The following is a 25,909-nucleotide window of genomic DNA, read 5'->3' on the forward strand; positions in this document are numbered from 1 at the left end:
CTTGCTAGAGCGTCGCAGTATCACGCTTGAGCGGAGATACCCTTGCCCACCTTCCAGAACGACTCCCTGACCCTCGCTTACGAAATGCATGGCGAGGGACCGCCGATACTCTGCATCCATGGCTTTGCCTCGAGCGGAAGGGTCAACTGGATCGAGACAGGCTGGGTCGAAACGTTGACCGGCGCCGGCTACCGCGTGATCACGCTCGACAATCGCGGGCACGGCGCGAGCGACAAGCCGCATGATCCCGAGCTCTACTACCCGCAGCTGATGGCGGGAGATGCGCTGGCGCTTCTCGACCATCTGGGATTCGAGCAGGCGGCGGTGATGGGCTATTCGATGGGCGCGCGGATTGCAGCCTTCCTTGCCTATGATCACCCCGAGCGGCTCCCGACTGCCGTTTTCGGGGGCATGGGCATGAACCTCGTCAACGGATTGGCTGATAGCAACGACATCATCGCCGGGCTCCTCGCTCCTTCGCTTGACGGGCTGACCCATCCGACGGCACGGCAGTTCCGCATCTTTGCAGATCACACCCGGTCCGACCGTCAAGCGCTCGCCGCCTGCATGGAGACCTCCCGTCTGCCGATGCCGCGGGCGGACGTGCGGCGAATCGAGGTGCCCGTCCTGGTGGCGGTCGGCGAGGCGGACGTGATGGCAGGACGGCCGGAAGAACTGGCGCAGTTACTGCCGCACGGCGAGGCATTCCTCATCCCGCGTCGGGACCACATGCGCGCCACCGGCGACACCAAGTTCAAGGAAGCCGCTCTGGCGTTCCTCGGCAGGACGTTCCCTGCCGTCAGCCAAACGTGAACCAATTGTTCCTGCGAAGCTTTGTTAGGAAGCATTGTATGGCGTATAGGAACGGGCGAACAGGAGTCCGGCTATGAGCAGCAAGACACGCACGTCGTCCATCGCTTCGGTCGATCCCGTCTGGGATGCGGTGACGGCGGGTGCACGCGAGATCGTTTCCAACGAGCCCTCGCTGTCCAACCTGGTGGTTTCGGCCATCCTCAACCACGATACCTTTGAGGAGGCCCTGGCCCATCGGATCGCGGCGCGACTGCATCACGATGATGTTTCGGCCGACCTCATCCGGCAGGCCTTCCGCGACGCCATGGTCGACCATCCCGAGATCGGTGAGGCGGCCCGGGCCGATCTCGCCGCAACCCTCGAGCGCGATCCGGCCTGCCACCGGGCCATCGAACCGCTGCTCTACTTCAAGGGTTATCAGGCCATCCAGACGCACCGCTTCGCCTATGCTCTCTTCCTCGCCGGCCGGCGGGATTTCGCGCTCTACCTGCAGAGCAGGTCGAGCCAGGTGTTCCAGGTGGACATCAATCCAGCCGTCACGATGGGACGTGGCATCATGCTCGACCATGGCACGGGGCTCGTCATCGGCGAGACCGCGACGGTCGGCGACAACGTCTCCCTCCTGCAGGGCGTAACCCTGGGAGGTACGGGCAAATCGGATCAGGACCGGCATCCAAAGATCGGCAACGGCGTTCTTATAGGTGCGGGTGCCAAGGTCCTGGGCAATATCCGGATCGGCGACTGCTCGCGGATCGGCGCCGGGTCGGTAGTCCTAAAGGAAGTGCCGCCGCGCGTGACGGTCGCGGGCGTACCGGCCAAGGTCATCGGCGAAGCTGGATGCGCCCAACCGGCGCTGGTGATGGACCAGATGGTGCTGGTCCACGATATGAACCAATAGTGAGGAGCGATAAGCCTTGCGGGGTTGCCCCGCATCACCCAAGTGGCTTAAGTCCCGCTCCCCGAGACAACGAACCAGGATTAGCGCGTGAACCAACCCGAAATCATCAAGTTGCAGAACTTCCTGCAGCGCAAATTCAACAACCGCAACATCGACGTGCGGCCTCGCGCCAAGCTCAACGATTCGGTCGAGGTGTTCGTTGGGGACGAATCGATCGGCCTCATCCACGTCGACGACGAGGACGGTGACCTCTCCTATATGTTCTCGATGTCGATCCTCGATATTGATCTCGAGGAGTAGTCAGCCTCGGACTGAGGCTTGCCACCTGGCGACATGTAAGTCCTGGAAGAGGAAAATCGGCCGCATCGGCGGGGTATTCTACCAGGCGCCGATGGTTGTCATCATGCGCTTCACAACCGCATCGAACCCCATCCAGCCTTCGAGAACGGTGTCGTCGAAGGCATAGACAGCACCAACTCCGCTTGGCAGGACGACCGAGCGGAGGCATCGGCCAGGCGCACCTGTTTCCACAGGCGCCATGCACTTGGCCACGAACGGGGCAGGCGAGAGCGGATCGTACCACACCGTCTCACCCAATCCCCGCTCCGGCAACAACCGCTTACCGACGAGGCCGGGTGCTCCGCGCAGCGTTTCCGATCCGAAATCGCGCAAGTAGACCGTGTCGAGCAGCATTGCGCTCGGCCGTACGCGGCTGCGCGGCAGGAGCGTGACGTCGATCGTGGCCGGCCGGTCGAGCCCTTCGAGGGCAAGGGCGGCACGCAACTCGACCTGGCTGGCGAACTCATCCTTGGGGCTGGCCTCGCCGCGGAACCAGTCGAGCGGGATACGCAATTCGCGTCCGCCGATGGTGCGCGAAACGAGTGTCGTCATGGTCTGGGCCGGCGGCGGCCCGCTGTGGCTCGCCATGTGGAAATCGAGAAGATACGCCGCCGCGACGGCCACCAGCGCTGCGAGCACCGCCAGCCCCGCCAGATTGTAGGCGATCGCGGATGCCGTCGGGCGGGTCGTGCCGGCCAATGCCGTGTTGGGTGCAGGCGCCATACGCATGAGCGGCATTAACCAGATCTTCTAAGGGTAGGTGACAGCCGATAGGGCGGCAAATATGATTAACAAATCGTAAAGAAACGCAGAGCGGTGGGGTGATGGAGAGGGAACTGCTGCTGGCAGCATTCATCATGGGAGTTGGTTTGTGCGTGGCGGGCGCCGGTACCCATCTCTATCAGTGGCTTGCGCGCCAAGAGGCATTGCTGCGGTATGACGGGGCAACGTATTTTCAGGCGCTGGGCCACCTCTTCATGAGTTTCGTGTGCGGACCCTACATCATGCTCCAGTTGGGCTGGCGGCATGGGCAAGGCCAAACGCTCTCGCTCAGTTCCGCGCTCGTTTCGGCGCTCGTTGCCTTCGGCTGGGCGTTCATTACCGGACTGATGTTCGTCGGCCTCTACGTGGCGATCCGCACCTGAGGATCCCGATATTGAGAAACAGCACGGCCGGCTTCGATCTCTCGAGGCCGGCCGTGCTGTTCGGGCTCGTGCTATCGGCCGCCTGCAACAGATGCTGCGGTCAATGGCTGGCGGTCGCGGCCACGGTGATGGCGCGGTCGTCGATCATGTCGACCCAGCGACCGGCATGGGCCTGGTCCTGGCGCTTGACGAACTGGTAGGGCGTCTCGTTCCAGATCCGGACCAGGCCGTCCTGGTTGTCGAGCACGAGGTCACCGCGATCGGTGCGCACGAGCAGCACCGCGTGGCCGTCGCCATTGGCTTCGCGCACCACCGCCATAAGCAGGGTGCTGGCGGGCCAGCCGGCTTCGATCAGGGCGCGGCGCTTGGCCAGCACGAAATCCTCGCAGTCACCGTAGCCGTTGGGGTAGGTCCAGAATTCCTCGACGCCGTAGAGATCGCTGTCGGAGACCGGCACGACCGTGCCGTTGACATGGGCGTTGATGTCCAGGAGCTGGTTCCACCGGTCCTCATCGAGCGTCACTGCCAGCAGCGGGTCGGCGTTCGCCTGGCATTCGGCTGGACGAGCCTTGCAGAACTCGGCGTGGCCGACAGGAATGCTGGTGTTGCCCGAGACGACCCTGACGAAGGCAACATTGGTCAGGTCAAGCGCGGCGGCCGGCATAGCGGAGAAGGCGGCAAGGGCGGCGATGAGGACCGTCTTGAAGGCCTTTGCGGCGATGGACATTGTTGTGGTCTCCCTGATGGAGACCACGTTAGGGACTGCCGATTGCCCCGGTCCGAAAACTGCAATGCAGTTTTTATGCGTGTTTTAGCGATTGTTGCAGGATTTGGTTAAGCATGAAAAAGACCGTCGCGAGACAGGCGGTCGAAATAGCCGATGGAGCGGGACGCGAAAAGTGGGACCCGGTTTTCGCTAAAATCGATAACAAAGGTTAGAGTGCGAGATCGAACTCGATCATCGCGCTCTAGCCGTCGTCAGTTGACGCGCAGGTTCTGCTGGACGACCGTGATCATTTCCTGGGTCGAAGTGAACTCCACGGCAACGCCGTTCTGGAAGTGCCGCACGACGCGGGCTCGCATGCGTCCGAGCGTCAGCGGCGTACCCATAGCCGGGCGCACATCGATCTCGACGGCGGCGCCTGAAAGCGAGATGTCAATGATCTTGCAGTTGTAACGCCGACCGTCATCCAGAACGACGGTCGAATGGCGGTTGTCGGGCACGACGCGTTCGTGCCGGCGGTCCTCGGGAATGTTGAGGAGATCTCTATTGGCGAGCCAGGTCAGTTGCGCGGCCATCTTGTCGCGCTTGCGCGGCGAAGCGGCGACGTTCATCAGAAACCCGCCCTCGACCTGGTCGATCACGGTTCCCTCGATTCTCCCGATATGGTCGAGGTAGGCGATGACCTTTTCGCCCACAATTCCCGTCACCGGCGCGATAACAACCGCGTCGCCTGGCGACATCTCGAGTATCTGGCAGGGGAATTCTCGCTTGTCAGCGAGCATGTAGCGGCCGAGAACAGAAATTCTCACGCGCTGGAACCGGGCTGGTTCCGCGCTGGTGCGGTCTGCGACCGCAAGGGGCGGTGAAGAAACGTTGTCGCTGAGCATGCACCAAACCGATAGGGAAGCAGAATACTTCTCAACCACCGTACTGGAGTTTGGTTAACGCATGGTGAGAAATAACGCGGTGCTTGCGCAGCGGGGTCTAACGAAACCGGCTACTGCCGGCCGCCGTCGATGACTGCCAGATGGGCATAGCGGCGGGCGCTGCGCCCGAAGACGGTAGCAGGAACCGCGCCATTCATATGGCTGGCGAAAGGTGGCTCTCCCGAAACGTTGGCTGCCACATCGGCGACCAGATCCTGCTGGGGCGCGTCGTCCGGCCAGATGAGGCGGAGACCCGTAATGCGCTGCTCGACAACGGGTTGCACGCCCAGCCAATAGGGGTGGTCGATGGCGGTCATTGCGCCCAGGATACGGTTGAAGGTGGATCCGTTGTGCCGCAGCGGCAAGAGGATCGTCTCGAAGGAAACCTTGGTGTTGATCGCGGTCGTGCCCTGGAAGGTGACGAGGGCAACGGCATGGTCTTCGGTGACGGCGCGGATCAGGGTTTCGATGGCGTCGCGGTCGCGGTCGTGCCAAAGGGCACTGAACGAACGGGCTTTGAGCTCGCGGCAGTAGGCCGTGCAGAGGTGCGAGCCGGCGAGACGAAAGGCGAAGCTACTATTCTCCTCGAGCTCGAGGATGAAGGTATTGGCCAGGGCCTCGCGGATGCGGGTGGGGTCGATATCCCGGCGGTCGGGAGCACTGCGCGAGCCGCGCAAGGTGTTCCAGTACTCGTAGAGGATCTTGGTGCTCGCTTTTTGCATTGTTCTTTTCCGCCAGAATCGTGCGAGCCATCTATGCCGATGCCCTGTCCAACGCCTCCGAGAGTGGCAAAACCCGCCGCCAAAATCGCCCTTAAAGAATGGTTAAGGTTAACGTCGCCGGGTCGATGTGGAAAACATGTCCCAGAACCGGGCAGGCTGGCCCCTTGGGAGAAACCGGATGACTGAACAACATGGGGATGCGGAAAACCGGGGGGCGCGGGGGCGTGAGCCGGTTTTCCTCATTCCTGGCGGGGTCACCGGGCTCATCGGCGTCCTGGTTGCCATTCACCTCGCTCAGGGACTGGTTCTTAACCAAGAGAGCCAACTGCAACTGGTCAACCTCCTGGCCTTCCTGCCGCTACGCATCGCGGCGGCGGCCGAGGACATAGGGCTGGCGTTGCCGCTCGTGTGGACGCCGTTCACTCACGCGCTGCTGCACGCGGGCTGGGAGCATCTCATCGTCAATGTCGCATGGCTGGCAATATTTGCGACGCCTGTGGCCCGGCGATACGGAACCTGGCCGATGCTCGCGATATTCTTTGCGAGCGCGGCAGCCGGAGCGGCGGCGTTCGCGCTCACCGATCTGATGACCGTCGCTTATCTGATTGGCGCTTCAGGGGGCGTCGCCGGCCTCATGGGCGCGGCGATGCGCTTTATCTTCCAACCGGTCATCGTCGGCCAGGACCCCGAAACAGGCGAGCGGGTCATTCTCGGGCGGCGCTTGGCCTCTCTTAGCGAAATGATGCGCAATCCGCGGGCACGGGTGTTCACGCTCTTTTGGGTGCTGCTGAATGCGGCGATACCGTTCCTGCCGCTGCTGACAGGTCAGGGTGTGCAGATCGCCTGGCAGTCGCATCTGGGGGGATTCGTTGCCGGTCTGCTCCTTGTCGGGCTTTTCGAGCGGCGCCCCGCCGGCGCTCAGTAAACCCCGGGTATCCACTTGGCGCGCACGCTCCGGGCGTAGTCGGGATAGCCAGGCAATTCGGCCTGCAGGGTGCGATCTTCCAGTTCTGTACGCACGATCAGCACCAGGGTCGTCAACAGAGCGGGTATTTGCGCCCAGGTCGAACCAAGAGCAAATCCCCAGCCAAAGGCCAGCAGGCTTGCGGCGAGATAGCCGGGGTGGCGGACATAGGCGTAGGGGCCAGTTTCCACCACCTGATGGTTGCGCTCGGTCTGGATGCGGACACTCGGCTCAAAGTGGCGGTTGACCGCCTGTGCCCAGGCCATGATCCAGAAACCGGCAACGAACAGCCCATAGCCGAAGAGGATGACCGTGAATGGGGGCGCGCTCAAGGCGAAGCGGGCGTTGTCAAGCGCGGCGACGGGCAGGACCCCGACCAGGCCAACCATCACCAGCGGCATCAGGATGTAATCCCAGCCCTTGGTGTTGGGGCCGATGCCCTGCCGGGCGGCAATGATCTCCGGGTTGACGCGCTGCAGCCAGGGTAGGGCGATGGCGATCTGCACGGCCAAGGCGGCGAGGAAGGCCCAGCCTAACCCCCAGCCCCAGCTTCCCGCTGGCCAGAAGAGAAGTACGGCCAAAATGACGAATGTGGCGCCCAGCGACACCACGGTCTGGCTCGCAGGGACGTCCCGGTTGTCGGAGGACAAGCTCATCATCCCCTCCAAACGCGACGAGCAGTCCCTCAGTATACCTCCGCAGGGTCGAAAAGTCTCGGCAAACCGATGTCCTCGAGCTTCGCCGTCCCCCCTGAGGGAACGACCCGGCGATAGAAACACGACTTGCGGCCGGTGTGGCAGGCGGCGCCCCGTCCCATCTGTTCGACGACAACGACAATGGCGTCCTGATCGCAGTCGGTACGCAGTTCGACCACTTTCTGCAACTCGCCAGAGGTCTCGCCCTTCTTCCAGATCTTGCCGCGCGAGCGCGACCAGTAATGTACAAAGCCGGTCTCGAGCGTCAGCGAGAGCGCCTCGGCGTTCATGTGCGCGAACATCAGCACCGTGTTGGTGCCGGCTTCGATGGCAAGGACGGCGATGAGGCCATGCGCGTCGAAGCGGGGTGCGAACGTAGAGCCCTCTTCGAGCTCTTCGTGGGAAAGCGGCTTTGGATCGGCAAAGGTCAGGGTCATGGTGCGGGTTTTATACCGCACCACGCGGTTTTGCCAGCCTCAGCTCTTGACGCCGACCCAGATCTCCATGGTGCCATAGCCGGTCTTGGGGTCGAAGTCGGGGCCGTAATATTCGAGGAAGCTGTAGCCCCCGCCGGTCTCGAAATCCATGTTGGGCTGCCAGTCGCCGAAGATCGAAGCGCAGGTGTTGCTTATGCTGCTGACATGGCCTTTGTGGGTGAACTTGGCCCAGGTACGGGCGGGAATGCTGATACTGGCGAACTCCCGCGGCAGATCCGCATCCGGGCGCATCTCGACGCCAGCGATATAGTCATAACCTTGGACGTCATCGGAGAATTCGCCGACGACGCCATAGGTGGCGGCGCCGATCATGCCATCGAAATTGCCGATAAAGGGGGCAAACTGCTGCCACTGCCCCGGGATGCCCGCGGCGCCTGCCATGCCGTGATGCTCGGAAAGTCCGGCGATGCGCAGGGCGCCGTGGTGTTCGATGCGCGGGGGGTCGAGGGTGACTTTGGTTGCTGCTTCCATTTTGATGGCCTCCACGAGGGTGAGGTTGTCGATCGAGCGCCTCCTGCGGACTTCCTCCGGCGTCATGCCGAATTGATCGCGGAAAGCGCGGGTGAATGCCTCGTGCGAGCTGTAGCCAGCCTCCAGAGCCACCGCGAGAATGTCGGGGGCGCCGTCGGCCAGAGCCTTGGCGGCTTGCGTCAGCCTGCGTCCACGCAGATAGCCGGAAACGGTATAGCCCGTAGCCATCGGGAACATCCGTGACAGGTAGAAGCGCGACAGGCCCGTGGCCGACGCCAAATCGTCGAGGCAGAGCTCCTCGCGATAGCGGCTTTCGATGTACCACAAGGTTCTGACGATCGCGGACATGGGATCACTCGCGTTGACACCTCCAGCTTATCGCATGGCGGAGAAAGCGAGGTTTGATCGCTGTTGCGGTGGGCGTTTATTACCGGCTCACCATGGCGAAAAACCTGTCCTGCTCCTCGCGGTCCTCGGCAAAGACGCCGGTGAAACGGTGGGTGATGGTCTTGACGCCGTGGGCATGGACGCCGCGCATGGACATGCACATGTGCTCGGCCTCGAGCATAACGGCGGCGCCGCGCGGGCCGAGGTGCTCGTTCAAGGCGTCGAGGATCTGCGCGGTCAGGTTCTCCTGCGTCTGCAGGCGCCGGGCAAAGACCTCGACGAGGCGGGCGAGCTTCGAGAGACCAACGACGCCGTCATGGGGCAGGTAGGCGATGTGCGCCTTGCCCACGAACGGCACCATGTGGTGCTCGCAATGCGAGTGGAAGGGAATATCGCGCACCAGCACGATATCATCGTAACCGCCGACTTCCTTGAAGGTGCGCTCGAGGATATCCCTCGGATCCTGCTCGTAGCCGGCATAAAGCTCGCGATAGGCCTTGGCCACGCGCAGGGGCGTGTCGCGCAGCCCCTCGCGGTCAGGGTCATCGCCGGCCCAGGCGATGAGCGTGCGCACGGCTGCTTCCACTTCCTTTAGGGAAGGGCGCGGGACCTTCGCATGGTCGAGGGCGAGCACCTCGTGCGGCTTGACGCGGGCGTCCATTAGGGTCGGCTCCTTGTTGCTAGGGTCGCTCGAGCGCCCCGCGCAATCGGATCACGTCGGCCAGTGCGAGGCCTGACAGTGCGGTTGCGAGCACTTATATAGGGCAAGTCATACGCGTCTCAAGAAACAGATTTGTGCCGAAACATGGAACTGAGCGATCTCTATTCCGAAAAAATCCTCGATATTGCGGCAAACGCCCCCAAGGCGCCGCGGCTGACTGAACCGGACGCCACGGCACGCAAAGTCAGTCGCATTTGCGGCTCCATCATCGAGGTCGACCTGGTGGTGCGCGATGGCCTGATCGCGGAATACGGGCACGAGATCTCCGCCTGCGCGCTCGGGCAGACATCGGCAGCGATCGTTGCGCGCGAGATCGTCGGGACGACGCCTGGCGAGTTCCAGGCGCTGCGCGCGCAGATGCACGCGATGCTCAGGCAGGGCGGCGCCCCGCCGACCGGGCGCTGGGCAGACCTCAGATATCTCGAGCCTGTGCGCGACTATCCGCCACGCCACGCCTCGACGCTTCTCGTCTTCGACGCGGTCGCGGCTGCGCTTGAAAAGATCGAGTCGCGGGAGTCGGTTGCGGCGGCTTCCTGATGCAAAACCTCATCGGCGGGTTCTGGCGGGTCGTCGATTTTCCGTTCAAGGTCGCGGCGGTCTTTCTCATCACCGTCTACCGCTACACGCTCTCGGCCTTCATCGGACGGATGTGTCGGCATCTGCCTACCTGCTCGGAATATACGCGCGATGCCATCTGGCGCTTCGGCTTCTGGCCGGGCGGATGGATGGGTCTGGCGCGGTTTTCCCGGTGCCGCCCGGGCGGAACGCATGGATACGATCCCGTGCCGGAGGAAATCCCGCCCGGATCGCACTGGTACACCCCGTGGCGCTATGGGCGGTGGCGGTAGGGTCCGCGATCGCAAACCGCACGTGCCCGGGGCGATGCCAGCCTTTCCACGCACGCTCGCGAGTGCTAAACCCCGTCGCTGCCCGGGAATGGTCCCGGGTTTTCATGATTCATGGAGTTGGAAAATGATCACGGTTAGATTCCCCGATGGCGCCACACGCGAATACGCGATGGGCACCACGGGCACGACCGTCGTCGAGTCCATCTCCAAGTCGCTGGCCAAGGCGACGGTGGCTATGCGCGTCGACGGCGTGCTGTCGGACCTTTCGGACGAGGTGCCGGACGGGGCAACGATCGAGTTCGTCAAGCGCGACGACCCGGCGGCGCTCGAGCTCATCCGGCACGATGCCGCGCACGTCCTTGCCGAGGCCGTGCAGGAACTCTGGCCCGGTACGCAGGTGACCATCGGACCGGTGATCGAGAACGGGTTCTACTACGACTTCTATCGCGAGCAGCCGTTCTCGGAGGAGGACCTGCGCGCCATTGAAAAGAAGATGGCCGAGATCATCGATCGGGGTGCTGCCTTTACCAAGGAAGTCTGGTCGCGCGATCAGGCGCGGGCCTTTTTCGAGACAAAGGGCGAAGCGTTCAAGGTGGAGCTCGTCGATGCCATCCCCGAGGACCAGTCGATCAGGATCTATCGGCAGGGCCAGTGGCTCGATCTTTGCCGCGGTCCGCACATGCGTTCGGTCAAGGACGTGGGCCAGGCCTTCACGCTGACCAAGGTCGCCGGTGCCTATTGGCGCGGGGACAGCAATAATCCCGTCTTGAGCCGGATCTACGGCACCGCGTTTGCCACCAGGGAGCAGCTTGAGGCCTACCTCACGATGATGGAGGAGGCCGAGAAGCGCGACCACCGCAAGCTCGGCCGGGAGATGGACCTCTTCCACCTTCAGGAGGAAGCGCAGGGCAGCGTCTTCTGGCATCCGAAGGGTTTCGTCATCTACAACCAGATGGAGGCCTACATCCGCCGCCGCCTCGATGGTGCCGGATACAAGGAGATCAAGACCCCGCAGCTCGTCGACAACAAGCTATGGGTGAAGTCAGGTCACTGGGGCAAGTTTCGCGAGAACATGTTCGTTGTGCCCGACGAGATCCCCTCGACTGAAGGCGAGCAGCCCGAGATCTCCTCGGACGTCAATTTTCTGGCGCTGAAGCCCATGAACTGCCCGGCGCACGTCCAAGTCTTCAATCAGGGAATCAAGTCCTACCGCGATCTGCCGTTGCGTCTCGCCGAATTCGGCTGCTGCCACCGCAACGAGGCGCACGGCGCTCTTCATGGGCTGATGCGTGTTCGCCAGATGACCCAGGACGACGCGCATATCTTCTGCCGGGAAGATCAGATCCAGGCAGAAACAGAAGCCTTCTGCAACCTGCTGGACTCCGTCTATGCGGATATGGGCTTCAGCGAGGTCAAAATCCTGCTGGCAACCCGACCTGACACGAGGGCGGGCGACGATGCCGTTTGGGACGTGGCCGAGAAGGGCCTCGGCGACGCGCTGGCGGCTACCGGTCGCAAGTTCGAGATCGCGGAAGGCGAAGGGGCGTTCTACGGTCCCAAGCTCGAATTCCATCTCAAGGACGCCATAGGCCGCTCCTGGCAATGTGGCACCCTGCAGCTCGATTTCGTGATGCCCGAGCGGCTTGATGCCTCCTATGTGGCAGAGGATGGCTCGCGGCAGCGCCCGGTGATGCTGCATCGCGCAATCCTCGGTTCACTCGAGCGCTTCATTGCCATCCTCATTGAGAACCACGCGGGCAAGATGCCTATGTGGTTGGCTCCGGTGCAGGTGGTGGTCGCGACCATCGTCTCGGAAGCGGATGAATATGCGCAAAAACTCGTCGACCAGCTCAAAGCGGCAGGCATCCGCGCCGAGATCGACACCCGCAATGAGAAGATCAACTACAAGGTGCGCGAACACTCGGTTGGCAAGGTGCCGGTGATGTTCGTCGTCGGCAAACGGGAGGCCGAGGAGGGCACAGTATCGGTGCGCCGGTTGGGGAGCGATGGTCAGGCCGTGCTGCCCTTCAGGGACGCCATGGTGGCACTGATGGCCGAGGCCGCGGCGCCGGATCTGAAGGCGGCAGCCCAGGCTGCCTGATCACAAACAAGGACCGCCCCTCATAGGGGCGGTTTTCTCCATGCCGACTTTTCTGCACAAAGCCCCCGTCATCAGGCCGGCGCGCGCCGAGGAGCGGCACGAGCTGATCGAACTGCAGCGGCGCGCGTCGCTCATGCACGAGGCCTACCGCGAGGCGCTCACCGCCCACCCCGAGGCGGTCGATCTACCGGCGGCGCAAATCGACGATGGCTCGGTGCTGGTCGCGGAGTTGGGCGCGCGGCTGGCCGGCTTCATAGTCATGCTGCCGAATGGCGCGGAGGTCGAGGTCGACGGCCTGTTCGTTGAACCGGGTTTTTGGCGACGCGGAATCGGACGAGTGCTTATGGCGGCCGGTGAGGCCGAGGCGCGCCCGCTCGGCGTCGCCCGCCTTTCGGTCATCGCCGCGCCCGAGGCGGAAGCCTTCTATGCCGCCTGCGGCTTCGTCACCACGGGCCCCGAATCAACTCCCTTCGGCCCCGCCATTCGCATGCGAAAGACGCTCCTATGACTCGCCCGTCGAACCGTGAACTGAAGGTCCTGACCCACCTTGGTGAGGAAAATGCGCTGGGGCCTGACGATTTCCAGGATGTCGGCGAGAAGGTGTTCGCGCGAATGCTGGAGAAGGGGTGGATCGTGCGCGCCGATGGCCAGGCTGACCGATATCGCGCGACGGTCAAAGGGTTGACCGTCCATGAGGGCGAAATCATCTTCAAGGGGCGCTGGAAGCGCTAGCGACCTTCGGGGGGCGGTCGATCAGCAGCAGGCCGAGAGGATCGAGGCAAGCCTCGCATAGAGTGGAACTGCCATGGCCGAACCTATCGCCATTACCCGCACGATCTCCATCGACCCTGGTGAGATCGAGGAAAGCTTCATTCGCGCCTCAGGCCCCGGCGGGCAGAACGTCAACAAGGTGTCGAGCGCGGTGCAGCTGCGTTTCAATCTCGAAAAGTCGCCCTCTCTTCCCGAGCCGGTCAAGCGGCGGGTCGCGAACCTTGCGGGTAGCCGGCTGACCAAGGACGGGGTGATCGTACTGACGTCCAACAGCTATCGCACGCAGCAGCAAAACCGGGATGCAGCCGTTGCGCGGCTGGTGGCGCTTCTGCGCGAGGGGTCGATCGTACCCAAGCGGCGCATCGCGACAAGACCGACGCTCGCCTCCAGGGAGCGGCGTATCGCCGGCAAGGTCAAGCGTAGCGCGATCAAGCAGATGCGGCAGGGGCCTAGCGGGGAAGACTAGGCGAGAGCGCTTCGGGATCCCGCGGAATATCGCCCGTACACGCAAGGATCACCTCGTCGGTGATCGCCTGGGTTTGCTCTGGTGTCGGATCGGGAGATTCGACCGCCGCCCAGAGGTCGTTGGCCTCAACCTGCGCAAGGGCGCAGCCACAATAGGCGGTGCAATAAGGCTCGCTCGAGCCGGCATTGACACAGCCGATCTCGCAGGTGCGGGTGAAGGAATTGGTCGAAGCGGTCCGCGAGAAAACCGTGTTGGCGGTGGGGTAGAGCATGGCCAGCAGCACGGGCTGGTGGACGAGGTAAATGACGAGGCTCCAGCGTCCAGCACCGATCAGTAAGCGCGACAGGCGGCCATTAGCCCGCCACCGGCCGATGCGCTCGGCCCAGCCTCTGCTCAGTGCCAGGCGGGTGAGGCCGATGCCGGCGAGCGTGACACCGAACCAGGGAAAGACCGGCACAAGGTCATTGGTCGGAGGCGGCACCGGCCAAAAACCGATCCAGGACCAGACCCGTTCGCTGAACATCGGATTGGTGTAGATCAGCGGTCCCGCAACGAAGGCGGCCGAAAGCGCGAAAACCAGCCAGAGCGGCGTGCGCAGAAAGGCGAGGCCGGCAAGGCTGAAGAGGGCGATGGCGTGCAGCACGCCGAAATAGACGAAGGTCTGTGGAAAGGCGATCAGCGTGCCTGCGGTCACCAGCAGCGCCGCGCCGCCGATAACGGCGAAACGGCGCCAGAAGGCCGGCCAGCGGATCCCACGGCCATGGGCAAGGACGAGTCCGACCCCGACGAGGAAAACGAAGCTGCCGAGCAGGGTTCGGGCGAACGCGACCCAAATTGGGTGGGTGCTGACGTCGACCGGAATCAGCCAGAGAAAGCTGAGGTCCCAGAAGAAGTGGTAAACGACGACCCCAATAATGGCGGCGCCGCGAACGGCGTCCACCAGCCCATAGCGGGGACGGGAAGTGGCGGCGCCCTCGGACGTCGCAGTGAGGGCGCCGGCACCGTTCATTCGGACGTAGCGTCGATCTTGACCTTGCTGATCAGCGCCGTCGGATCGCTCTCGGCTGCCATGAAGTCGAACATGGTCAAGCCGGCTTCATCGAGCGCGGTCACCGTCAGCGAAAGCGTGTCGTTGCCACGGATGAAGGCGGCGACAGCAGCGCCAACCTTGGCCGCCTGCTCGTCCCCTCCGAGAACACCCATGACCATGCCCTCGGCGACACCCGCCATCATCGGGCGCATGGTGGCTGCGTCGGCACCCTGCTCGGCGCCCGCCATGTCGAGGGCGATCTTGACGAAGCCGGCATCAGTGATGTCGAGTTTGACGTCCTTGACGGTGACGCCCATGCCGGCCATGGCGGCAACGTTGGTGTCGGTCGAAAACAGTTCAGCAACGGCGTTGCCGAGGGTGCCGGCGAGCTTGAGCGTCATGATGTCCCTGGCGTCGAACGTCACGTCCTTAACAGCGATGGTTTCGGTCGCCTCGTCCCATGCGAGCGAGAGATTGTAGCCGAGGTCAAGACTGGTGATACCCGCGGCGATCATCTGCTGGATCTGCTCGTCCTCACTGGTTTCGGGCAGGTTGATGACGACGTTGCTGGCTGAACTGTCGATCGAGGCGGGAATGCCGTTGACGTAGTTGGCAAGCGAGAGGTCGAACGCGCCCACCGATGCTGTGATTCGCTCTCCGGGAGCGTCGGGGTTGGGCACGTCGAACGCGATATCCGAGAGCGCGAAGCCTTCGAAGGCGGGTATCAGGCTACGGGCGTTGGACTCGAACCAGGTCTCATCGACATTCTCGGGAGCGTTGCGCAGGACTTCGGCCTGGGCCGAGAAGTCAAACCCCTTGAACACCGTGCTGCCGACGCTGAAGTCACCGGCTTCCGGGCCACCTTCGACCATGACTTCAAGGTTTTCGATTGAAACCTGCGGATAACGTCCCGGTTCGAACCCGCCGATGGTGAGCTTGCCCATGGCGAAGGTCATAGGAACATCGTCCTCGGTGACGCCGCTGCAGTCGATGCCGTCGAATGTTGACGGGGTCGATTCGAACGCGGTCAGCATGTCGGCGTAAATCACCAGGAACCGCGACATGAGCTCGGGCGAGGGCTCTTCACCCGCCGCTTCCAGCTCGGTTGCGAGAGCCATGAAGTCGACAAAGGAGGTTCCGAGCGGCCGGGCGCGGAACTCTTCGATAGCGGCGGCACCGATCGTGCAGTCCATTCTGTCGGCGGAAAAGGTGCCGCCCTCAAAGCTGAGGTCGCGGTAGATGGTCTTGAAGCCGGTGTCCGCTGCGTCAGTGAGTCCATAAAAGGCAAGGGTAGCGCCGATGTCGAAATCGGCAGCGGTGATGGCGCCCAGTTCAGTGGAAGCATCCTCAGGCCCAGCCACCAAAGTGCCGCCGATGGAAACGCTCCCTGCGATCCCGTCGGCGACGTCGGTCAGCTCGATGTCGTTGTAGTCGACGTCAAAGACGATGTTCTCGCCGGTCGAATCGGTGCCGCTGATCGACAGCGTCGCCTGCGGAATGAGGATGCGGTCGGCATCGAGGGTCGCGAGCTCTTCGGCATAGTCGGCGACATTGCCGGTGAGGATGTCGCGGATTGCATCCGCATCGAGGGTCGAGCCCTCGGCGGTGATCTCGGGAATCTCGAGCCTGAATTCCGGCGGGCTGGTCGTGGCCGCCGGGGCGGGCGCTGGCTCCTTGACCTTCTCCTGCGCGGCGACCGGCGTCACGGCCAGAAGGAGGGTACAGGCGGTAGCCGCGTGCAGGCGGCGTGAACGGAACTCCCAAGTCATATCGTCATCTCCTCTGGCCCGGGTTGCCGGGCAATGTGTGCCATTGTGCACGCTGCTTCAATAGCCAGAATCCTGATGTCGGCGATCTTAATGACAGCCCGGCGACAACCGGCTCAGTAGACCTGCGTCAGGACCTCGATTTCAGTGGGCGCGCCAGCGCGGACCTCGAAGTCGCGATTGAATACCGACTCTCCCTGTTTGGCGATGACCTGGTAATCGCCGGCGGCAAGCACCGTCGCGGGGAACGCGCCGAGATCGGTAAAGAGGGTCGTTCCCTCCGGCGACTGCACCGTCCACTCGACATCGGCGATGGCCTCGCCGCCCGGCTCGGAGACCAGCTTGAACGAGACCTCGCTGGCATGATGATAAAGGGTTGCGTCGGTGAGTTGCCCCGGCTCGACCCTCAAGTCGGCGCGCACCACCGCGTTGATCCGTCCGAAGTGCGATACGACGTGGTAGGTGCCGGAGTTGAGCGTGACGATGTCGTTGGGCGAGACGCCTTGTGCGACCAGGGTGCGGTCCGATTCAGATCCCCCCGCGGTGAAGAGGTCGAAGCGCAGCAGGTTGGCGGGAATGGGAAGGTCACCACTGATGGCCGCATTGAGACGCAGCGCCCCGGCTTCAAGCGCGATCGATTTGGTGTTTGCGCCGGGTACGACGGTCATCGTGTCGCTGGTCTGGGCGCGACCGTAGGCGACGTGCACGACGTATTCGCCCGGCGGCAACGCCACGCTGGCGGCGGCCTCCTCGGATTTGGCGACCATGGTCAATTCGCCGCTCTCGTCGGGCGTGGTGTCGAACACGCGCCACACGAGCCCTTCGCTTACCTGTGCGCCGCCGGTAGCGATGGTGGCGGTCAATGTCACGGGTTGCGGCGCGTCGGTCAGGGCACTGATGGCTTCCGCGGCGGTTGCCGCATTTGTCGTTGGAACGGCGGGGTTCGCAGGTTGCGGCGCCGGTGTGCCCCGGTCGGGTCGAGGCCGCGGCAGTGGTGGCATCTCGGCCGATTCCTGGGCCCGAACGGGCGGCGCCGAAGGCAGGCCGACCAGCATTGCTGCGGCGACGGCAACGACCATCAGGAACCCCAGACGCATGTACACTCCGTAAATCTAGCGGGCACCCCTTCCGCGCATCGGAACCCCCAGCGCACGGTTAGGCGGCGATTGGGGAAAACCTGTGTCACAGACGCTTAAAGATTGGAACAGTCCAGCCGGATCGGTCGTGCCAAAATTCGTCCTCGGGCTGTGCGCGCGAGCACAAACGTCGTATCTGACTGCCGTCTTTGCCTGGAATCCCCATCATGCCGGAAAACGCTGCCCTCAAGTCCTACTTCATGACCCGCCGCTCGGTCGGACTCGCCTTTCTCCAGGAGCCGGGACCGAATGCGGCCCAGCTCGAGGATCTGCTGACGATCGCGACGCGCGTGCCCGACCATGGCAAGCTGGCGCCCTGGCGGCTCGTGCTCTTCGAGGGCGAGGGGCGCGTGCGCGCCGGCGAGAAGCTGGCGGAGATCATCAGGATCCGTGACCCCGTGGTTGACGAGGCGCGGCTCGAGCTGGAGCGGCGGCAGTTCCTGCCGGCGCCGCTGACCGTTGGCGTCATCTCGACGGCGCGCGAACATCCCAAGATCCCCGAATTCGAGCAGCTCATCTCGGCCGGCAACGTGGCGTTCAATCTTGTGCACGCCGCTTACGCGCTGGGGTTCGCCGCTCAATGGGTGACGCGCTGGTTTGCCTATGACGCCCAGGCGGCCGCAATGCTTGGGGCAGGGCCGGGCGAGCGCTTCGTCGGCTTCGTTCATATCGGGACCCCGACGACCGTTATCGAAGACCGGCCGCGTCCACTGCTCGTGGACGTAGTGACGCGCTGGCAGGGTTAACGCGGCGTTAACTGCATTAGGGGTCTGTTAACCCGATGTGATTCGTCGGGGGCAGGAGACCCATGGGCGTCCAGCCGATTGCCGTGCCGCAGAGCCTAGTGCGCGTCCTCGACGCGGCCGGCGCCCGCAACGGCGTCGACTTCGGCTATCTTTTGCAGACGGCCATGCGCGAAAGCAGCCTTAACCCGCAGGCCAAGGCAGAAACGTCGAGTGCCGTCGGCCTCTTCCAGTTCCTGGAGAGCACATGGCTGCAGGTGGTCAAGGAGCAAGGGCCGCGCCTTGGCTACCAGCGCTACGCGGACCTGATCTCGGTCGACGGCGAAGGCAATTATTTGATCGCCGACGGCCGGATACGGGAGCAGGTTCTCAGACTGCGCGAAGATCCGCAGATGGCTGCGGACATGGCCGCCGCGTTCACCAGGTCCAACGGGGAGTACCTTGCCGGCCGATTCGGCCGTGTGCCGAGCGCCGGAGAACTCTATATAGCCCATTTCCTCGGAGCCGCCGGGGCCGAGCGGCTGTTCATGGCGGGCCTTTCCAATCCCGACCAGATCGCGGCCGATCTCTTTCCGCGGCAGGCGGCGGCCAACACGGCGATCTTTTACGCCAACGGCAAGGCGCGCACGATCCGCGAGGTCTATCGAAGACTGGTGTCGCGACACGAAACGGAGGGGCAAAGCCCGGCCTTTGCCGCCCAGCAAATGGCGAGCGAATCGCCGGCTGCGCAGCAATCCAACGCCGAGGTCATCCCATCGCGGTTCTCGCCGGCCAATATGTCATTTACCGGGTTGTTCCGCACGGAACCCGAGCCTGCGCAGCTTCCGGAACTTGCACCGCCCGGAGACGCCGCGGCCCGCGTGCTGTTCACGCGGCTCTTTGCCCGCTAGTTTTGTTGTCGTGGTTTTTTCGCGTCCCGCTCTAGCCAGCGGCACGAATCGCGCAATCCGCAGGCTGACCTTAACTGGCCATTAAAGGGGTCTGGCGCGTAGTGGCCTCCGACGGCATGCGCTGCCGCGGGAGGTGGGATATGGCTGGCTTCACCCGCAGAGTTCAGTTCGCTAGGCCCCTGCCGAGGGGATGGACCATTGTTGGTCTCGCGTTGCTGTCATGGGCCGGTCTCTTCGCTTTGGCAAACGCGGCTTCCAGGCTTTCCCAATTTTTTCTCGCCTCGTTCTGAACGCCTCGAGCCGGCAGGTGGCTCGCGTGCATGCCCGACCATTTATGGTGAACCAATCCTTAAGGCTTGAGCGGTAGCTTTTCTGGTGCAAGTGCCGGAGAGCGCAATGGTTGGCTATGATGAGTTCGTTTCCCTGTCCCGATCGCCAGATAGCGCGGAGCGGGGGATGGCGGCACATCTGGCGGCGCTAGCCTATCTGCGCCATAGCGGGCCGGCCGATGAGCACGCGGCGCTTTATGCGGCGCTTTTCGGGTTCCTCGAGGACCCCTCGGTAAAGGTGCGTGCATCGATGGCCTACGGTCTTTTGCACGCACGTGAGGCGCCGCGGCCGATCATGTTGGCGCTCCTGCACGACAGCCCGATTATCGCCCGAGCGGTATTGCAGTACTCGCCAGTTCTGGTTGACGCGGATATCCTGCCGCTGGTCGCGGGGTTTGACGAGGCCATGCTGCTTTCGGCTGCCGAGCGAGGCGAGGTCAGCCGCCGGCTCGCCGAGGCGCTTCTGGCGCGCGGGGTGCGGCCGGTGACGCTCAGGATATTCGAGCGTGCCGACGTGCCGATCGGTGCGCCAACGTTAAAACGGCTGGCGCACGAGATGGGCGAGGATGCCAGAGTGCGCGCTGTACTGCTGGCGCGGGCGGATCTGCCGGCAGACGCTCGCCTGTTGTTGGTGCGCAACGTCGTTACGGCGCTACGGGGCCTGCGCATCGTCAGTGGCGCCATTGCGCGAGGGCGGCTGGAGCGGCTGCTGCGCAACGCGCTCGATACGGCGGTAACGCGCATTGGTGAGCGCGAAGCGGGCGAGGGCGCCTGCGCCTACGCCGAGGAGCTGGCGACGCAGGACCAGCTCAGTACGCGCACTTTGCTCCATGCCCTGGTCAACGGACACGTGCTGTTTTTTGCGGCCTGCTGCTCCGAGCTCGGCGACGTGCCGCGGGCGAAGGTCTTCTCAATTCTTGAGCATGGCAGCCGGGCCGCGCTCAACGCGCTGCTTGCCCGCTGCGGCCTTGCCGAAGGCGTGCGTAACCTTCTGGCCCGCCTCATCGCCCATGCGCGCTCGGTCGACCTTGCCGACGATATCGCTGCGCGCCACTTTGTGGTGACGGCTTTGACGGAAGAACTGATCGCCGAGCACGAGGGCGACATTCCGGACGATCTTGCCGAGGCTTTCGCCTATCTTTGCGAGCAGAACGTGCTGCTCGCCCGCCGGGCGGCACAGGGCGTCATGGCAGCCTTCGCGGCGGAAGCGTCCACTCACCTGCAGATTGGTCCGGAGGAGCGGCTGGCGCTGCCGGCTGCCTGACCGGCGGGCTCTCGCGCCCGGACTAATACCTGAACTGTTCGATCAGCACCCGCTCTTCCAGGCTGGTTCCCGGGTCGAAGAGCAGGGTGACGCCGGAGGCGCGATCCTCGCGCACATGGACCTCGAGCACGTTTTGGAACTCGACGTTGTCGGCCACCGCGCTCACCGGGCGTTTGTCGGCCTCGCGCGTGCGAAAGGTGACGACGGCACGATTGTTGACTATGGCGCCTCGCCAGCGGCGCGGACGGAACGGCGAAATGGGCGTGAGGGCCAGGAGCGGCGAGCCGATGGGCAGAATCGGGCCGTGGGCTGACAGGTTGTAGGCGGTCGAGCCGGCAGGGGTCGAGAGCAGCACACCGTCGCAGATCAGTTCGTCGAGCCGGGTCTCGCCGTCGACGAGGATCTGGAGCTTGGCGGCCTGGTAGGTTGAACGGAAAAGCGAGACTTCGTTGAGCGCCAGCGCCTTCTGGCGATGGCCGTTGGCGTCGATGACCTCCATGGAGAGGGGATAGATCTCCGTCGGCTGCGCCACTTCGAGACGCTCGATCAGGTCGTCGCGTGCGAAATTGTTCATGAGAAATCCGACCGAACCGAAATTCATCCCGTAGACCGGCACGTTGCGGCGCATGACCTTGTGCAGGGTCTGGAGCATCAAGCCATCGCCGCCTAGGGCGACGATCGCTTCGGCCTCGTCCAGTCCGGCCTCGCCATACATCGCCCGCAGATCGGCGACAGCAGCCTCCGCATCTGGCGTGCCACTGGCCACAAAGCCGATCTTGCGGGGGGCAGGGCTGGTCAACCGGTGCACTCCTCGATCCGGCACAAGGGCAATTGCGGCGCTGTTACGAGTGCCGTCGGCGGCGCAAGCGCCGGCAGCGTTGCGCCGCTTGCGTCTAGCACGGGACGCAACGGCTTGCCAGCGAGCGCCGGCTTCAAAGCGGGCCGCGACAAGGCTTTGCGCAAAATTCACACAGCGCGTTTACCTTTTCTTGAGGTTGCTTCAAAAGCCATTGGCGGCTCGGGAATATCTGTTAGAGTCACCTTGCGGCATTAACGGATTGTTAACTCTAACCCTGTGCATGGGTGCATAGATGAGCACTTTCAGCGAATCAGGCGAAGGCGAACTTCGTCCTGAGCTGGAGTTGAATTCCCGGACAGCCGTTCCTTACGCTCGACTGGAAACCAGCTCGACGGACCGAGTTCGTCTGCGCGGCCATCAGGACGCCAGCGGGCTGCCGCTCTACATGACGAACAGCCAGCCCAGTTCCGTGCTCCCCTCGCGGGACAGGGACATGCAGCTCGTTCTCAAGCGCGCTTTCGACATTGTGGTCACCACGGCGGCCTTGTTCGCGCTCGCGCCGTTGCTGTGCCTGGTCGCGATCGCCATCAAGGTGAACAGCCGCGGACCGGTGTTTTTCCGGCAGAGCCGCGAAGGCCTTGGGGGCAAGCCGTTCGAGATGTTCAAGTTCCGCTCGATGCGGGTCGAGGATGGCGACGAATCGGGCGTCACGCAGACGGTGTCGGACGATCCGAGGGTGACGCCGGTCGGGAGATTTCTGCGACGCACGAGCATCGATGAGCTTCCGCAGCTCTTCAATGTCCTCTCGGGCGACATGTCGATAGTGGGGCCGCGCCCCCATGTGCCCGGGATGATGGCAGGCGGCGTGCTCTACACCGAACTCGTGCCCTATTACCCTGCGCGGTTCGACATGCTGCCTGGAATCACTGGCTGGGCGCAAGCCAACGGTCTGCGCGGACCCACCACGCAGGCGGAGGTTGCCAAGGCCCGCGTCGATCACGACATCGCCTATATCCAGAACTTCTCGCTGCTTCTCGACCTGCGCATCATTTGGATAACCCTGCGGCGCGAGTTTATCAGCGGCACGGGCAACTGACCCAGGATCTCGGTCATCGAATCACCTTTCAGCCGGCGGCACCATCCGCCGGCTGATGTTCGGGGTTTCATAGCCGCAAATTTCGGCATTATCGTCTGCTCGGACCGAACTCGTGCCAACCGCTGCTGGCGGAGCAATGGTTGCTCGCCTTGCCCCCCCGCGCGGAAATCGCTTGCTCGGTGGGGCCTTGAGTGCACCGGCCGCGGCCTCTATTTCAACGCCATCGCTATTTACGCTTCTCGATCGCCGCGCAATGTGGTGCAGGTCGAGCCAAGCCGGCCGCGCCCGCGCGTCCACCCGAAGTGACGCAGTACAGACGGAGTATCATCCCCAGATGGGTCAGGATATAGGGCAAACCCCCACCCAACTCAGCCATTTGCACGCGCTGGAGTCGGAAAGCATAGAAATCCTGCGGGAAGTTGCCGCGAGCTTCGACCGGCCGGTGATGATGTATTCGATCGGCAAGGATTCCAGCGTGCTCCTGCACCTGGCGCGGAAGGCCTTCTTTCCCTCCCGCATCCCGTTCCCGCTGCTGCATGTCAACACCACCTGGAAGTTCCGGGAGATGATCGCCTTCCGCGACAGGATGGCGCAAGAGTACGAGTTCGACCTCATCACCCACACCAACCCGGATGGGCTTCGCGACAACATCAACCCGTTCGACCACGGCTCGTCACGCTACACCGACATCATGAAGACGGCGGCGCTGCGCCAGGCGCTCGATGCCGGAAAGTACGATGCGGCAATCGGCGGCGCACGGCGCGACGAGGAGAAGAGCCGCGCCAAGGAGCGCATCTTTTCGCATCGCAACGCCCAGCATGCCTGGGATCCCAAGAACCAGCGGCCCGAGCTCTGGCGGCTGTTCAACACGCGACTCAATCCCGGCGAGAGCATGCGGGTGTTTCCGCTGTCCAACTGGACCGAACTCGACATCTGGACCTACATCTATTCGGAAGGCATCCCCATCGTGCCCCTGTATTTCGCGAGGCACCGGCCGGTGGTCGAGCGGCAGGGCACGCTGATCATGGTGGATGACGAGCGGATGCCGCTCGCGCCGGGTGAGGCTCCGCGAGAAGAGATGGTCCGCTTCCGCACACTCGGCTGCTACCCCCTGACCGGCGCAATCCGCTCGGACGCGGCAACGCTCGCCGAGATCATCATGGAGATGCAGGCCAGCCGCACCTCTGAACGGCAAGGACGTCTGATCGACAGCGACCAGGCCGGCTCGATGGAAAAGAAGAAGCAAGAGGGATACTTCTGATGCTCAAGGCCACGCAAGAGACCGCGCTCGATGTCAGCGCCGACACCGATATCGCGCTCTGGCTCGAGCAGCAGACCGGCAAGTCCCTGCTCCGGTTCCTGACCTGCGGGAGCGTCGACGACGGCAAATCGACACTGATCGGCCGGCTGCTCTATGACAGCCAGCTGATTCTCGACGACCAGCTCGCGTCGCTCAAGAACGAAAGTCGCAATCGGCACGTGGGCGAGGAGGGTATCGACTTCTCGCTGCTCGTCGACGGGCTTACCGCCGAGCGCGAGCAGGGCATCACCATCGACGTCGCCTATCGGTTCTTTTCCACCGACAAGCGCAAGTTCATCGTCGCGGACACGCCCGGCCACGAGCAGTATACGCGCAACATGGCGACGGGCGCCTCCAACGCGGATCTGGCCCTGCTGCTGGTCGATGCGCGCAAAGGGCTCCTCACGCAGACCCGGCGGCACAGCTTCATTCTCTCGCTCATCGGGGTCAAACACATCGTCCTCGTCGTCAACAAGATCGACCTGGTGGACTATTCCCAAGAGGTTTTCGAGCGGATCGAGGCCGAGTATCGAGCGTTTGCCGCCGAGCTTGGGTTCAAGTCACTGGCGGCCGTGCCGGTTTCGGCACTGCGCGGCGACAATATCGTCCAGCGCAGCGAGCGCATGCCCTGGTATGGCGGCGAACCGCTGTTGCCTTATCTGGAAACCGTCGAGGTCGGCGAGGACCGGGCCCAGCGGCCGCTGCGCTTTCCGGTGCAGTGGGTGAACCGGCCCAACCTCGATTTCCGCGGCTTTTCCGGCACGGTCGCTTCGGGCGTCGTCAAGGTTGGCGACGAGGTGCTGGTCGCGGCCTCGCGAAAGCCTGCCGTCGTTACGCGTATCGTGACGATGGATGGTGATTTCGAGCGGGCGGTGGCAGGCCAGGCGGTGACCCTCGTGCTCGACCGGGAGATCGATATCTCGCGCGGCGACGTGCTCACCCATTCGGGCGCCACGCCAGAATACTCGAACCAGTTCCAGGCCCGCCTCATCTGGATGAACGACGAGCCGGCCTATCCTGGACGCTCATACCTCCTCAAGATCGGCTCGCAAACGGTTCCCGCGACCATCACAGGACTTAAGCACCGCACCAACGTCAACACGCTCGAGAAGAGCGCGGCCAGGACTCTTGAGCTCAATGAGGTCGGCACGGTGACGGTAGCGACCGACAAGCCGGTGGCATTCGATCCTTACAAGGACAATGGGCTGACCGGCGGCTTCATCCTCATCGACCGCATCTCCAATCGCACTCTCGGCGCCGGCACCATCGACTACGGGCTCAGGCGCGCGCAGAACCTGACCTATCAGAGCTTCGACGTGAACCGGGAGGTTCGCGCGCAGATGAAGGCGCAAACGCCGCGCATCGTCTGGTTCACAGGTCTCTCCGGGTCCGGCAAGTCGACGATCGCCAATTTCATCGAGAAGCGACTGACCGCCGAGGGCAAGCACGCCTATATCCTCGACGGCGACAATGTGCGCCACGGGCTCAACAAGGACCTGGGCTTCACCGATACGGACCGCATCGAGAACATCCGGCGGGTGGCTGAGGTTGCCAGGCTGATGGCCGATTCGGGGCTCATCGTTCTCGTGTCGTTCATCTCGCCCTTCCGCAATGAGCGGCGCATGGCGCGCGAGATCGCCGGCGACATCGATTTCCTCGAGGTCTACGTCGACACGCCCCTCGAAGTGTGCGAGGCGCGCGATCCCAAAGGGCTCTATGCCAAGGCACGCGCCGGCCAGATCAAGAACTTCACGGGCATCGACAGCGCTTTCGAAGCGCCCGAACGTGCAGACATCGTGTTGCATGGGGCAGAGCATGATCCGGTCGACCTTGCCGACGAGCTCTATGTGCGTCTGATCGGCTAGACCTTAGGCGCTCTGATGGCATCAGAGCGCCGGCTCTAGTAGGTATTTGTTGTCGCAACGTTTATTGCGAAAAGGCGGTATCCACCTTTTCGTAAGTTGCCACCCCGTCGCCGATCCACCTTCTTGCTCGCGGGACGGTGGATCGGCTGCAAGCCGAGAGACTGCCATAGCTGCTCACGCTGTCGCACAGTCGCACTCGAGCG

General features: G+C 63.4%; 29 protein-coding genes. 17 read left to right on the top strand and 12 right to left on the bottom strand.

Features of this window, described 5'->3' with window-relative positions:
• Positions 1-84: 84 nt before the first annotated feature.
• From QQK18_RS24125 to QQK18_RS24135, 3 genes are all read left to right on the top strand, one after another.
• On the top strand, positions 85-813 hold the full coding sequence (locus QQK18_RS24125; protein ID WP_284343312.1) for an alpha/beta fold hydrolase: 729 nt from the start codon (positions 85-87) through the stop codon (positions 811-813).
• Between the two features lie 73 nt (positions 814-886).
• Positions 887-1,711, top strand: coding sequence for a serine O-acetyltransferase (gene cysE, locus QQK18_RS24130; protein WP_284342952.1), 825 nt, complete (start codon positions 887-889; stop codon positions 1,709-1,711).
• 87 nt (positions 1,712-1,798) lie between these two features.
• Complete coding sequence (locus QQK18_RS24135; protein ID WP_284342953.1) at positions 1,799-2,011, top strand: DUF3126 family protein; 213 nt, start codon at positions 1,799-1,801, stop codon at positions 2,009-2,011.
• A 78-nt stretch (positions 2,012-2,089) separates the two neighbouring features.
• On the opposite strand, the gene QQK18_RS24140 is transcribed toward QQK18_RS24135, so the two are convergent.
• The gene (locus tag QQK18_RS24140; protein ID WP_284342955.1) at positions 2,090-2,788 is read right to left on the bottom strand and encodes a hypothetical protein; all 699 of its coding nucleotides are present in this window, start codon (positions 2,786-2,788) and stop codon (positions 2,090-2,092) included.
• Positions 2,789-2,874: 86 nt separating this feature from the next.
• On the opposite strand from QQK18_RS24140, the gene QQK18_RS24145 reads away from it, so the two are divergent.
• Positions 2,875-3,195 (top strand): DUF6949 family protein, encoded by a 321-nt coding sequence (locus QQK18_RS24145; RefSeq protein ID WP_284342956.1) that lies wholly within the window; start codon positions 2,875-2,877, stop codon positions 3,193-3,195.
• Positions 3,196-3,295: 100 nt separating this feature from the next.
• Here the strand turns inward: QQK18_RS24145 and QQK18_RS24150 are convergent, their stop codons facing one another.
• The 3 genes from QQK18_RS24150 to QQK18_RS24160 form a co-directional block, all read right to left on the bottom strand.
• Positions 3,296-3,940, bottom strand: a complete 645-nt coding sequence (locus tag QQK18_RS24150) for a transglutaminase-like cysteine peptidase (protein WP_284343313.1) — start codon at positions 3,938-3,940, stop codon at positions 3,296-3,298.
• Positions 3,941-4,173: 233 nt separating this feature from the next.
• Positions 4,174-4,806 carry a PilZ domain-containing protein gene (locus QQK18_RS24155; RefSeq protein WP_284342957.1) on the bottom strand — a complete coding sequence of 211 codons (633 nt, stop codon included), beginning with the start codon at positions 4,804-4,806 and terminating at the stop codon, positions 4,174-4,176.
• 110 nt (positions 4,807-4,916) lie between these two features.
• Positions 4,917-5,567: a PAS domain-containing protein gene (locus QQK18_RS24160; RefSeq protein WP_284342958.1), complete on the bottom strand. Its 651-nt coding sequence runs from the start codon at positions 5,565-5,567 to the stop codon at positions 4,917-4,919.
• A gap of 178 nt (positions 5,568-5,745) precedes the next feature.
• Here QQK18_RS24160 and QQK18_RS24165 point away from each other — a divergent pair, with 178 nt between their 5' ends.
• Entirely contained in the window at positions 5,746-6,492 is a 747-nt protein-coding gene (locus tag QQK18_RS24165) for a rhomboid family intramembrane serine protease (protein ID WP_284342959.1), read from the top strand.
• On the opposite strand, the gene QQK18_RS24170 is transcribed toward QQK18_RS24165, so the two are convergent.
• The 4 genes from QQK18_RS24170 to folE form a co-directional block, all read right to left on the bottom strand.
• Positions 6,486-7,187: a methyltransferase family protein gene (locus QQK18_RS24170; protein WP_284342960.1), complete on the bottom strand. Its 702-nt coding sequence runs from the start codon at positions 7,185-7,187 to the stop codon at positions 6,486-6,488. The two genes, QQK18_RS24165 and QQK18_RS24170, sit on opposite strands and share 7 nt — an antisense overlap.
• A gap of 29 nt (positions 7,188-7,216) precedes the next feature.
• Positions 7,217-7,663, bottom strand: a complete 447-nt coding sequence (gene hisI, locus QQK18_RS24175) for a phosphoribosyl-AMP cyclohydrolase (protein WP_284343314.1) — start codon at positions 7,661-7,663, stop codon at positions 7,217-7,219.
• Positions 7,664-7,702: 39 nt separating this feature from the next.
• Positions 7,703-8,542 carry an AraC family transcriptional regulator gene (locus QQK18_RS24180; protein ID WP_284342961.1) on the bottom strand — a complete coding sequence of 280 codons (840 nt, stop codon included), beginning with the start codon at positions 8,540-8,542 and terminating at the stop codon, positions 7,703-7,705.
• A 79-nt stretch (positions 8,543-8,621) separates the two neighbouring features.
• The gene (gene folE / locus QQK18_RS24185) at positions 8,622-9,242 is read right to left on the bottom strand and encodes a GTP cyclohydrolase I FolE (protein ID WP_284342962.1); all 621 of its coding nucleotides are present in this window, start codon (positions 9,240-9,242) and stop codon (positions 8,622-8,624) included.
• 144 nt (positions 9,243-9,386) lie between these two features.
• Here folE and QQK18_RS24190 point away from each other — a divergent pair, with 144 nt between their 5' ends.
• The 6 genes from QQK18_RS24190 to arfB all read left to right on the top strand — a co-directional run bounded on the left by QQK18_RS24190 (position 9,387) and on the right by arfB (position 13,488).
• Positions 9,387-9,839, top strand: coding sequence for an iron-sulfur cluster assembly scaffold protein (locus tag QQK18_RS24190; RefSeq protein WP_284342963.1), 453 nt, complete (start codon positions 9,387-9,389; stop codon positions 9,837-9,839).
• Positions 9,839-10,150: a membrane protein insertion efficiency factor YidD gene (gene yidD, locus QQK18_RS24195; protein WP_284342964.1), complete on the top strand. Its 312-nt coding sequence runs from the start codon at positions 9,839-9,841 to the stop codon at positions 10,148-10,150. Before QQK18_RS24190 ends, yidD begins: the two co-directional genes overlap by 1 nt.
• 124 nt (positions 10,151-10,274) lie before the next feature.
• Positions 10,275-12,251 carry a threonine--tRNA ligase gene (thrS, locus tag QQK18_RS24200; RefSeq protein ID WP_284342965.1) on the top strand — a complete coding sequence of 659 codons (1,977 nt, stop codon included), beginning with the start codon at positions 10,275-10,277 and terminating at the stop codon, positions 12,249-12,251.
• Positions 12,252-12,291: 40 nt separating this feature from the next.
• Positions 12,292-12,759, top strand: a complete 468-nt coding sequence (locus tag QQK18_RS24205; protein ID WP_284342966.1) for a GNAT family N-acetyltransferase — start codon at positions 12,292-12,294, stop codon at positions 12,757-12,759.
• Positions 12,756-12,983 (top strand): hypothetical protein, encoded by a 228-nt coding sequence (locus tag QQK18_RS24210; RefSeq protein WP_284342967.1) that lies wholly within the window; start codon positions 12,756-12,758, stop codon positions 12,981-12,983. Before QQK18_RS24205 ends, QQK18_RS24210 begins: the two co-directional genes overlap by 4 nt.
• A 73-nt stretch (positions 12,984-13,056) precedes the next feature.
• Positions 13,057-13,488 carry an alternative ribosome rescue aminoacyl-tRNA hydrolase ArfB gene (arfB, locus tag QQK18_RS24215; protein ID WP_284342968.1) on the top strand — a complete coding sequence of 144 codons (432 nt, stop codon included), beginning with the start codon at positions 13,057-13,059 and terminating at the stop codon, positions 13,486-13,488.
• On the opposite strand, the gene QQK18_RS24220 is transcribed toward arfB, so the two are convergent.
• The 3 genes from QQK18_RS24220 to QQK18_RS24230 form a co-directional block, all read right to left on the bottom strand.
• Entirely contained in the window at positions 13,472-14,497 is a 1,026-nt protein-coding gene (locus QQK18_RS24220; protein ID WP_284342969.1) for a heparan-alpha-glucosaminide N-acetyltransferase, read from the bottom strand. The two genes, arfB and QQK18_RS24220, sit on opposite strands and share 17 nt — an antisense overlap.
• Positions 14,494-16,287 carry a hypothetical protein gene (locus QQK18_RS24225; protein WP_284342970.1) on the bottom strand — a complete coding sequence of 598 codons (1,794 nt, stop codon included), beginning with the start codon at positions 16,285-16,287 and terminating at the stop codon, positions 14,494-14,496. The genes QQK18_RS24220 and QQK18_RS24225 overlap by 4 nt, the downstream gene beginning before the upstream one ends.
• 113 nt (positions 16,288-16,400) lie before the next feature.
• Positions 16,401-17,381: a hypothetical protein gene (locus QQK18_RS24230; RefSeq protein ID WP_284342971.1), complete on the bottom strand. Its 981-nt coding sequence runs from the start codon at positions 17,379-17,381 to the stop codon at positions 16,401-16,403.
• Positions 17,382-17,587: 206 nt separating this feature from the next.
• On the opposite strand from QQK18_RS24230, the gene QQK18_RS24235 reads away from it, so the two are divergent.
• The 3 genes from QQK18_RS24235 to QQK18_RS24245 all read left to right on the top strand — a co-directional run bounded on the left by QQK18_RS24235 (position 17,588) and on the right by QQK18_RS24245 (position 20,646).
• Positions 17,588-18,166: a nitroreductase family protein gene (locus QQK18_RS24235; protein ID WP_284342972.1), complete on the top strand. Its 579-nt coding sequence runs from the start codon at positions 17,588-17,590 to the stop codon at positions 18,164-18,166.
• A gap of 62 nt (positions 18,167-18,228) precedes the next feature.
• The gene (locus QQK18_RS24240) at positions 18,229-19,053 is read left to right on the top strand and encodes a transglycosylase SLT domain-containing protein (protein ID WP_284342973.1); all 825 of its coding nucleotides are present in this window, start codon (positions 18,229-18,231) and stop codon (positions 19,051-19,053) included.
• A gap of 456 nt (positions 19,054-19,509) precedes the next feature.
• Positions 19,510-20,646, top strand: a complete 1,137-nt coding sequence (locus tag QQK18_RS24245) for a DUF2336 domain-containing protein (RefSeq protein ID WP_284342974.1) — start codon at positions 19,510-19,512, stop codon at positions 20,644-20,646.
• A 22-nt stretch (positions 20,647-20,668) separates the two neighbouring features.
• Here the strand turns inward: QQK18_RS24245 and QQK18_RS24250 are convergent, their stop codons facing one another.
• Positions 20,669-21,445 carry an NAD kinase gene (locus tag QQK18_RS24250; protein WP_284342975.1) on the bottom strand — a complete coding sequence of 259 codons (777 nt, stop codon included), beginning with the start codon at positions 21,443-21,445 and terminating at the stop codon, positions 20,669-20,671.
• A 292-nt stretch (positions 21,446-21,737) separates the two neighbouring features.
• Between QQK18_RS24250 and QQK18_RS24255 the strand changes: the two genes are divergently transcribed.
• From QQK18_RS24255 to cysN, 3 genes are all read left to right on the top strand, one after another.
• Positions 21,738-22,541 carry a sugar transferase gene (locus tag QQK18_RS24255; RefSeq protein WP_284342977.1) on the top strand — a complete coding sequence of 268 codons (804 nt, stop codon included), beginning with the start codon at positions 21,738-21,740 and terminating at the stop codon, positions 22,539-22,541.
• A gap of 334 nt (positions 22,542-22,875) precedes the next feature.
• Entirely contained in the window at positions 22,876-23,802 is a 927-nt protein-coding gene (gene cysD, locus QQK18_RS24260) for a sulfate adenylyltransferase subunit CysD (RefSeq protein WP_284342978.1), read from the top strand.
• Complete coding sequence (cysN, locus tag QQK18_RS24265) at positions 23,802-25,706, top strand: sulfate adenylyltransferase subunit CysN (RefSeq protein ID WP_284342979.1); 1,905 nt, start codon at positions 23,802-23,804, stop codon at positions 25,704-25,706. Before cysD ends, cysN begins: the two co-directional genes overlap by 1 nt.
• Positions 25,707-25,909 lie beyond the last annotated feature (203 nt).

This window comes from Devosia nitrariae, from assembly GCF_030160115.1.
Classification (GTDB): Bacteria; Pseudomonadota; Alphaproteobacteria; order Rhizobiales; family Devosiaceae; genus Devosia; species Devosia nitrariae.

Coding starts and splice junctions, on each gene's coding strand:
- QQK18_RS24210 (WP_284342967.1), top strand. CDS start 12,756: ATGACTCGCCCGTCGAACCGTGAACTGAAGGTCCTGACCCACCTTGGT.
- QQK18_RS24240 (WP_284342973.1), top strand. CDS start 18,229: ATGGGCGTCCAGCCGATTGCCGTGCCGCAGAGCCTAGTGCGCGTCCTC.
- QQK18_RS24230 (WP_284342971.1), bottom strand. CDS start 17,381: ATGCGTCTGGGGTTCCTGATGGTCGTTGCCGTCGCCGCAGCAATGCTG.
- cysD (WP_284342978.1), top strand. CDS start 22,876: ATGGGTCAGGATATAGGGCAAACCCCCACCCAACTCAGCCATTTGCAC.
- thrS (WP_284342965.1), top strand. CDS start 10,275: ATGATCACGGTTAGATTCCCCGATGGCGCCACACGCGAATACGCGATG.
- QQK18_RS24255 (WP_284342977.1), top strand. CDS start 21,738: ATGAGCACTTTCAGCGAATCAGGCGAAGGCGAACTTCGTCCTGAGCTG.
- QQK18_RS24170 (WP_284342960.1), bottom strand. CDS start 7,187: ATGAGCTTGTCCTCCGACAACCGGGACGTCCCTGCGAGCCAGACCGTG.
- hisI (WP_284343314.1), bottom strand. CDS start 7,663: ATGACCCTGACCTTTGCCGATCCAAAGCCGCTTTCCCACGAAGAGCTC.
- QQK18_RS24140 (WP_284342955.1), bottom strand. CDS start 2,788: ATGCCGCTCATGCGTATGGCGCCTGCACCCAACACGGCATTGGCCGGC.
- QQK18_RS24245 (WP_284342974.1), top strand. CDS start 19,510: ATGGCGGCACATCTGGCGGCGCTAGCCTATCTGCGCCATAGCGGGCCG.
- QQK18_RS24190 (WP_284342963.1), top strand. CDS start 9,387: ATGGAACTGAGCGATCTCTATTCCGAAAAAATCCTCGATATTGCGGCA.
- arfB (WP_284342968.1), top strand. CDS start 13,057: ATGGCCGAACCTATCGCCATTACCCGCACGATCTCCATCGACCCTGGT.
- QQK18_RS24205 (WP_284342966.1), top strand. CDS start 12,292: ATGCCGACTTTTCTGCACAAAGCCCCCGTCATCAGGCCGGCGCGCGCC.
- QQK18_RS24225 (WP_284342970.1), bottom strand. CDS start 16,287: ATGACTTGGGAGTTCCGTTCACGCCGCCTGCACGCGGCTACCGCCTGT.
- QQK18_RS24145 (WP_284342956.1), top strand. CDS start 2,875: ATGGAGAGGGAACTGCTGCTGGCAGCATTCATCATGGGAGTTGGTTTG.
- QQK18_RS24220 (WP_284342969.1), bottom strand. CDS start 14,497: ATGAACGGTGCCGGCGCCCTCACTGCGACGTCCGAGGGCGCCGCCACT.
- QQK18_RS24180 (WP_284342961.1), bottom strand. CDS start 8,542: ATGTCCGCGATCGTCAGAACCTTGTGGTACATCGAAAGCCGCTATCGC.
- cysE (WP_284342952.1), top strand. CDS start 887: ATGAGCAGCAAGACACGCACGTCGTCCATCGCTTCGGTCGATCCCGTC.
- QQK18_RS24125 (WP_284343312.1), top strand. CDS start 85: ATGCATGGCGAGGGACCGCCGATACTCTGCATCCATGGCTTTGCCTCG.
- yidD (WP_284342964.1), top strand. CDS start 9,839: ATGCAAAACCTCATCGGCGGGTTCTGGCGGGTCGTCGATTTTCCGTTC.
- QQK18_RS24155 (WP_284342957.1), bottom strand. CDS start 4,806: ATGCTCAGCGACAACGTTTCTTCACCGCCCCTTGCGGTCGCAGACCGC.
- QQK18_RS24160 (WP_284342958.1), bottom strand. CDS start 5,567: ATGCAAAAAGCGAGCACCAAGATCCTCTACGAGTACTGGAACACCTTG.
- QQK18_RS24235 (WP_284342972.1), top strand. CDS start 17,588: ATGCCGGAAAACGCTGCCCTCAAGTCCTACTTCATGACCCGCCGCTCG.
- QQK18_RS24165 (WP_284342959.1), top strand. CDS start 5,746: ATGACTGAACAACATGGGGATGCGGAAAACCGGGGGGCGCGGGGGCGT.
- cysN (WP_284342979.1), top strand. CDS start 23,802: ATGCTCAAGGCCACGCAAGAGACCGCGCTCGATGTCAGCGCCGACACC.
- folE (WP_284342962.1), bottom strand. CDS start 9,242: ATGGACGCCCGCGTCAAGCCGCACGAGGTGCTCGCCCTCGACCATGCG.